Origin of the sequence: Pseudomonas sp. KCJK8993 (assembly GCF_046230915.1) — a bacterium.
GTDB classification, from domain to species: Bacteria; Pseudomonadota; Gammaproteobacteria; order Pseudomonadales; family Pseudomonadaceae; genus Aquipseudomonas; species Aquipseudomonas piscis.
On sequence record NZ_JBJJLO010000187.1, the window covers coordinates 1 to 6,562 of the forward strand.

Annotated in this window: 7 protein-coding genes and 2 pseudogenes; 3 read left to right on the forward strand and 6 right to left on the reverse strand. The window is 51.6% G+C overall.

Going from position 1 to position 6,562, the window contains the following annotated elements:
* Positions 1 to 525: 525 nt before the first annotated feature.
* Positions 526 to 1,320, reverse strand: a complete 795-nt coding sequence (locus ACK6AU_RS30940) for a tyrosine-type recombinase/integrase (protein ID WP_409303484.1) — start codon at positions 1,318 to 1,320, stop codon at positions 526 to 528.
* Here ACK6AU_RS30940 and ACK6AU_RS30945 point away from each other — a divergent pair.
* A pseudogene (locus tag ACK6AU_RS30945) lies at positions 1,304 to 1,684 on the forward strand (glycoside hydrolase family 19 protein); the annotation flags it as partial. The gene ACK6AU_RS30940 and the pseudogene ACK6AU_RS30945 sit on opposite strands and share 17 nt — an antisense overlap.
* Positions 1,681 to 2,196 carry a lysis protein gene (locus ACK6AU_RS30950; protein ID WP_409303486.1) on the forward strand — a complete coding sequence of 172 codons (516 nt, stop codon included), beginning with the start codon at positions 1,681 to 1,683 and terminating at the stop codon, positions 2,194 to 2,196. The pseudogene ACK6AU_RS30945 and the gene ACK6AU_RS30950, both read left to right, overlap by 4 nt.
* A 75-nt stretch (positions 2,197 to 2,271) precedes the next feature.
* On the opposite strand, the gene ACK6AU_RS30955 is transcribed toward ACK6AU_RS30950, so the two are convergent.
* The 4 genes from ACK6AU_RS30955 to ACK6AU_RS30970 all read right to left on the reverse strand — a co-directional run bounded on the left by ACK6AU_RS30955 (position 2,272) and on the right by ACK6AU_RS30970 (position 4,817).
* Positions 2,272 to 2,532, reverse strand: coding sequence for a hypothetical protein (locus ACK6AU_RS30955; RefSeq protein WP_260497993.1), 261 nt, complete (start codon positions 2,530 to 2,532; stop codon positions 2,272 to 2,274).
* A gap of 56 nt (positions 2,533 to 2,588) precedes the next feature.
* Positions 2,589 to 2,855, reverse strand: a complete 267-nt coding sequence (locus ACK6AU_RS30960; RefSeq protein WP_312026258.1) for a DUF6555 family protein — start codon at positions 2,853 to 2,855, stop codon at positions 2,589 to 2,591.
* Between the two features lie 331 nt (positions 2,856 to 3,186).
* The gene (locus ACK6AU_RS30965; protein ID WP_409303489.1) at positions 3,187 to 3,660 is read right to left on the reverse strand and encodes a hemerythrin domain-containing protein; all 474 of its coding nucleotides are present in this window, start codon (positions 3,658 to 3,660) and stop codon (positions 3,187 to 3,189) included.
* Positions 3,661 to 3,929: 269 nt separating this feature from the next.
* On the reverse strand, positions 3,930 to 4,817 hold the full coding sequence (locus tag ACK6AU_RS30970; RefSeq protein WP_409303491.1) for a manganese catalase family protein: 888 nt from the start codon (positions 4,815 to 4,817) through the stop codon (positions 3,930 to 3,932).
* A gap of 154 nt (positions 4,818 to 4,971) precedes the next feature.
* Between ACK6AU_RS30970 and ACK6AU_RS30975 the strand changes: the two are divergent.
* A pseudogene (locus tag ACK6AU_RS30975) lies at positions 4,972 to 5,155 on the forward strand (DUF4113 domain-containing protein); the annotation flags it as partial.
* A gap of 261 nt (positions 5,156 to 5,416) precedes the next feature.
* On the opposite strand, the gene ACK6AU_RS30980 reads toward ACK6AU_RS30975, so the two are convergent.
* A complete protein-coding gene (locus tag ACK6AU_RS30980) occupies positions 5,417 to 6,424 on the reverse strand; it encodes a DUF4238 domain-containing protein (protein WP_185699455.1) in 1,008 nt (335 codons plus the stop codon).
* Positions 6,425 to 6,562: the final 138 nt, after the last annotated feature.

Here is a 6,562-nt window from a genome sequence, read left to right on the forward strand (position 1 = left end):
AGAGGTGTAAAAGAGACAGGGGTTTGATAGTACTGAGTTGAGGCCTGTATTTAGTATTGGGCCAAACGTTTTTTCGTACTATATGAGTCGTGAAAACATTTACCTGCCGATAGCTCATAATTATGCAATTAATTTCTCGGTGGGGGGGATGGTTCATATAATAAAAGTATAGATGTATATAGTGTGAATCCGTCGCTCCTGAAGTGCAAAAGCAGCGCGCAACTGAAAGTTTTTCAGGTCTCTCATGACTATATCGATAGCGTGACGTCGATTGTTGCTACGGGGAACATGGCCTTATCTAATATGATTTATACTCCTTTCGAGTTGAAGAATGTTCATGACTATTTGGATCTGCAGAGGGCTGACTATAGTAAGTATCACTATCCTGATGAGCCGCGACTAACTACATAGATGTTTATAAGGTGAATTGACGATTCTGTTACCGTGTCTTTAGATAGCGAGCTCTGACTTCTAAGCGCATCCCATTGACCGCTTGCTGCCAATAATGATTTTGGCAGCTTGTGGTCATTTTGTAGGCTTAACAATCTCACCAACACGCCGATAGACCTTCTTTGTCATCTCCTCGGTTGAATGCCCAAGCAACCGGCTTGCGTGTGTTAACTCAATCTCACTAGCCGCCTTCGGCCGAATGTCCTTGAACTGAAACTGCCGAATGCTGACCGCTAGTGCCGGATCACCATCGGCCGCAGCCTTGATGGCGGCTTTCTCCCGCGCATCGTCCCAGCGGTTGCGCAGCATCTGCTGGCTCATTCGTAGCCCCGACGCGTTGGTGATCAGCGTCGACGTCCTGATGCCGTTGATGGCCCTGCGTTCCTGGAGATCCTCGATAAAAGCACTCAAGCCAGACTGCACGCCTTCTTCCTCCAAGCGTAGGCGTAGGCGCTTTTCGGTTTTGCCTTGGCCTATCAGCAAGAACCCATTGTTCAGGTCGGTGGCGGCGATTTTGAGCACGTCTGCGGGGCGTTGTCCGGTTAGGTAGGCCAGATCCATCGCGTCCTTCAGTTCCTGCACCGCTTCGGCGTATACCGCATTCCATACGGTCTCGCCGGCGTAGTAGTCCCTAGGCTTTTCCTTGTTGCGGCGAACGCCGAAGCACGGGTTGGCTTTGTCGGTCAGGCCCCACTCTCGCGCAATGGTGAACGTGTGAGAGAGCAGGGCGATTTCTCGATTGGCCCGGACCTTGGCGGTTCTGGCATCGCGGTATTGGGCGAACACCTGGGGGGTGATCGATTCGATAGGTGCGTTTTCAAAGGCTCTCCTGAGCTGCTTGAGTTCCTTGCGGTTGCGCGAGCTGGGCAACGATCAGTACCTGAGCCAGTACGACGCCGGCACCCTGGCCGCTCGGCTGGGTAATACCCCGCAGGCGGATGGCGACGGTCAAAGGTACCGAGGGCGGGGCCTGATCCAGGTCACCGGCCGGGCCAACTATGAAGCGTGCAGCGAAGCGTTGTTTGGCGACTCTCGACTGCTCAATACCCCTGAGCTGCTGGAAAACCCGGTCTATGCAGCGCTGTCGGCGGGCTGGTGCTGGCAGAAGGCCGTCCTGAATACCCTGGCCGGCAAGGGCGACTTTCTCACCATCACCAAGCGTATCAACGGCGGCACCAACGGCCTGGCGAATCGCCAGGCGCTCTATGAGCGCGCATTGAAGGTGCTGGCGTGAAGGCCCCGGGCTGGTTGTTGCCAGCCCTGGCCCTGGTGCTGCGGCTCGCCCTGGGCGGTTGGAGCGCATGGACGTGGCAGGCCAACGCCTACGGCAAGGCCCTGGCCGAGGCATATAGCACGGACCGGGAGCAGGCCGCTGCGGCGGTGATCAACTGGCAGGGCGAGCAGCAAGATGCGCGCCGTGCGCTCGAGGATCGCCTGCAAGCGAATGACGAAACCCACTACAAGGAATTACGCGATGCTCAAACGAACCAAGCTCGCCTGCGTGACCGGCTTGCTACTGCTGCTGTCCCGCTGTCAGTCCTACTCAACACCGCCGCCTCGGGTGGTGGCGGTGGGTTGCCAGCCACCGCCAGCACCTGCGGCGTGGTTCATGGAACGGCGCGAGCCGAACTTGACCCAGCGGCTGCTCAACGAATTGTCGCCATCACTGGTGACGGCGATCAGGGATTGATCGCCTTGGCCGCGTGCCAGGCTTATGTGAAGGAGATACTTGCGAGCTCAAAATGAGCGGCGAAATAGCTGTCACAAATCATTGTCAGTTATACCGCCCCGTTATCAAAAATGGGGCGGTACTGAATGTCTCTATTTTGGGTGTAGTGATTTATTCATTTCGATGTTTGCATTTCTCCACGCTTGCATTGCTTCCTCATATTTTGCGCTGGCTCTATCTTTTGCGACTTGGAATTCTTTCAAAGTGGCCTCGCTAGTGACTCCCTCGCTAAGTATTTGGTACGCGGCATCGTCCAGCTCCGCTGCCTCGCGGAACAACTTATTGCTGAGCGCAGTAGCGCCTTTCCACAGCATTCTAAGTTCGGGTTTGGCAACTGTTTTACTCCTTTTCATACTTGCCTCCAACTAGTAGTTAGCCCTGTGTACACCCACATTAAAACGATAATTCCTTATTCTGGCGGAGGAGGTATGTACGGCTTGGGCTCAAAGGGGGTGTTTCCGGAGGGGCGCCATTTCACGTTCTCGACGCCATAGCGCTCCGCCAGTGGTTTGCTGATTCGCTTAATCTGCTCTCGTCCGAATCTAGGGATTCGTCCTATTCCCGCATCACAGCATGCCCAATGCCAAGCCTCTGCGTTATCCATTCTTCTGGCTCGGATAATGAAAGACCGTTGTTCGCTATTGAGCGTGTAATCAATTATGAAAAGCTTGTCCATGTTAGCCTCCTTCCGAATATTGGGTGGGAGGAAGCGATAGGGGGTTCAATATATTATTTGTACAGTTGAATTTTTCTTGTATAGCTTTTCCGTCCGTCGGTCTTGAGTTGGAAAAAGAGAACGGACTTCTCGTTTGCGGGCTCATACATTTGAGCCCGCCCAAGGCAAGGAGGGCTTGAGGTAACTCCTGACTTGGCCCGTAGCTTTTACGGGTCTTTTTTATACCTAAATAGTCATCATTGGCTTCCTGAGGATATTTGATTGGTGCTTTCTATCGAGATTTTTGATGCAATAAAAAGCCCGCTTGGTGCGGGCTGTTCAGTGTTTAAATTTATGTCGTTTTGGATGTGCTTACCATCTTTTTGAGTGAAGACCTCATCGTATTTATTTTTTCTCCAAGTTCGTTAAGCTCACTTTTTGTGATCAATTTTTCAAGTTGAGGAAACATTTCTTTTTCTTCTTCTTCAATGTGATGTTCTAGTAGCTCCTTAACTACCTTGAGTCTGCCTGCAAACTCAGGCTCGGTCGGATCAGTTTTCTTTAGGTCTGGTAGCACCAGTGAGTCGACTGTACGGTGCTCTTCTTTGGCCTCGTAGTACATCTCCTCCTGTTCCTTACCGCCGGCGGCTTTGAACGCAGGGTACAGAATCTGCTCTTCAAGTTGCGTGTGGATGGTTACCTCCGCTTCGAGCTGTTCGAGAAGCTCTGTCCGCTTCTTGACGGCACGATCTGTTGACTCACTCAGATGCGTAAGGATGGTTTTTACCTTTTCATGGTCAGCTTTCAAAAGTTCAATAGCGTTCATGTTAAACTCTCCAATTTTTATAATTAAATGCTCTGAGCGTGCGCAAGTTTATTTGTGCCAATTTTTATGCTTGTTAGTGTTCTAAGCAGTTAGCTTGTCAAGTAGTTGCGTTAGTATCATGAAAGCGCCTGTCAGGAAGATAAGATAGCCCGCTACTATTCGTAACTTATGAAGAGGGCGGCATAAGAATAGGAGGGGCAATGTTTCCTTGTAATAACGCATCTCTTATCACCTAACGAGGAGAGCGGTTCTTTCCCTCTCATCATCAATCAAATATCGTTTTTGTTAAGCGCTTGGCCGGTGCCCAGTTCCGCTCCCGTAAGCGGCTCGATATCAGGGTCAGACTGGGTGCGTATTTTCATTGCCTCAAGTACAGCTTCGTCTGCTTCGGAAAGCGTGACGCTGGGGTTTCCGTCGCCACCGCCTACCGCTGGCTGGGGCTTTTCCACATACTCGAACTCTTCATCGCTATTCCACGAACCACGAATGGTGGGCTCACCATCAGACATATTGAAATAAACCCGTGAAAACTCTGGCATGCCAGGCAATTTTCCTTGAGGGAAATTGGGTTGAATGGCATGCAAAGCTTTTTCAAATGATCTTTGGTGGGAAATCTCCCTGGTCATCAAAAAGCCAAGTGCTTCCTTCACCCCGGGATCATCCGTTACATTCATTAGAAGTTCGTAAATGATTTTGGCTCGAGCCTCGGCTGCGATATTGGAACGTAGATCGCAAGTCGGTTCGGTGATCGAGTCAACATAGGTCGCGGTCCAGGGAACTCCTGCCGAGTTCACCAGTGGGGCGCCAGCTACATATAGGAGGCTGGTAATGTGGGAATCGTTACCCGCGCCATTTATAGCCCTGTAAAGCTCACCCTCCTCTTGCACCGCTTCCGCCAATTGGCCTTTGGCGCCTCGGTTGAGCATAACTATGACTGAGCCGACGATTTCAAGATGACTCAGCTCCTCTGTGGCGATATCCATCAATAAATCTTTGCGTCCTGGATCTTCTTCTGCCAGCGCTTGGGTGAAATAACGAGCTGCTGCAGCCAGTTCACCATTGGCTCCCCCAAACTGCTCAAGTAGCAGGTTGGCTAGGCCAGGGTTGGGTTGCGCTACGCGTACGGTGTACTGGAGTCGCTTGTTATGTAAGAACATATCAGTTTCCTCATGCTTGGTTGGGCTAAACATCTCTTGCTTGTTTTGGCTCGTGCATAAGTTGTGAGGAAGCTAGGAAGCCGGAGTTTGATTTTTAAGTTCCTACCGGGACGGACGGTCAGGTCGAAAAAGTTCATAAGTTTTTAAATTTTTGGCGCAACCATCGGAAACCGATAAGGTGATGAAAGGTCTTGGACCAAATCAACAATCGTTGGGGGAGGGGTGCACTCCGGGCTGCCAGTGCCGCTACCAACCCCGATTGGGGTATGCGGCGGGAGATGATGAGCCAGAGCTATACCACGAGGCTTGATCAGCTTTGGAAGGTGTCCTGCAACTGAAGATGTCGTGGGGCAAAAATGGGGCAATCCGTACGCCAATCAATGCCATTTAATGCCAAGCAGTCCCATGTCCAGCTGCGTCGAAGAAGCCCTACAGCCCTTGTTCTTCGGGACTGTAGGGGTTTTGCGTTAATACCCGAGCACAATCGGCGTGTGATCGTCTCCTTTGGGCCCATAGCTGCCTCTCGGGAAGGGCAGCTAGCTGCCAAAAGCCACCGGTCGTGTCAGGCAGCTTTCGACCCAAAGCGGGCGTCCGGTGCTCTAAGTAAATCCGGCTCCTTTTCGATGCTTTTGAACCTTCTGGGCGCGTCGTCCAATGAAACTTTGGAAAGGACGGATCGCAGTCTCACTGTTACCAACAATATGCACCATAGCTTGGGATGCCAGTTTGGAGTTGAGCTCCACTACTGTGGTTTCATCAATCGCATTTCTGCCGGGCATGAATCGCCCAGAGTTGCAGATGATGTAGGCGGTTCTGGGCGATATTGGGTAGTAGAGATCGGCATGCTCAGGAGCAATGAAAGCTGTCTCTGAAACGCATGGGTGAACATTGACGATGGGGTGGTCGGAGGTGATGAAAGGTACCGAGGTTTCGTTTATCAGCAACGCATGCTTATCCTCATGGCGGCTTACATACAGGCTATTCCCAAAATTCATTCCGAACATGTAACTCATGAACCACCACGCATGGGCAACAGCATCAGCCACGCAGATTTCCTTAGCGTTACTACGAACAAGGCTTTGAATTACACCATCTCGAAAAGGCTTTGTGCGACAGAACTGATGGCCAAAAAATGCCATGAGTTCGAGCATGTGCCGATTGTGCTGTAGGACCTCAAGCTGTTCACCAGCCAAGGCCTCTAATACGGGCTGTACAGCCTGCTCATGGGATGCGTGGAGATTTTCCAATAGGTTGCATTTCAGCGCATGGAGATGCTGTTCGGCCTCTTGGCTGCGAACGCCTGACTGCCGGTAGATGGCTTCAGCCTGCTGCAGCTTCAGAAAATCGCCTAGGTAGGACATGTGCTGTTGTTGGAGTGGTTCGGGGCTCAAGCGGGAGAACCCTTTAATCACATCCACCTGCTCTTTAGTGAGCGTTGTGATTTTGTAGAGATAGTCTTCCGCGGCGATCGCACGCACGCTGTCATGGGCAATTTTCCCGGTCTTCGTGGTGTAGAAGACGCTCTTAGTCCCGCTGCCCCAGCGAGACAAGTATTTTGCCCAGACGTAATGATGCCGCTTTTTGGCTTCAAGGTATTTAGGTGCCATAGGAGCTCGCCTGGAATTTGTTGTGCTGGGAGTCAATGACCGTTTCTGGTCGATACAGGCCATTACGTACAGTAGGAAGGGGGGCGAATCCCTATCCTCTCTGAAGTTTCTTTGATTGGACAGACTCTGATCGGGGTT

What these genes read in the sequence shown, in the direction of transcription:
- ACK6AU_RS30955 (WP_260497993.1), bottom strand. Translation starts at nt 2,532, where the DNA reads ATGAAAAGGAGTAAAACAGTTGCCAAACCCGAACTTAGAATGCTGTGG.
- ACK6AU_RS30960 (WP_312026258.1), bottom strand. Translation starts at nt 2,855, where the DNA reads ATGGACAAGCTTTTCATAATTGATTACACGCTCAATAGCGAACAACGG.
- ACK6AU_RS30965 (WP_409303489.1), bottom strand. Translation starts at nt 3,660, where the DNA reads ATGAACGCTATTGAACTTTTGAAAGCTGACCATGAAAAGGTAAAAACC.
- ACK6AU_RS30970 (WP_409303491.1), bottom strand. Translation starts at nt 4,817, where the DNA reads ATGTTCTTACATAACAAGCGACTCCAGTACACCGTACGCGTAGCGCAA.
- ACK6AU_RS30980 (WP_185699455.1), bottom strand. Translation starts at nt 6,424, where the DNA reads ATGGCACCTAAATACCTTGAAGCCAAAAAGCGGCATCATTACGTCTGG.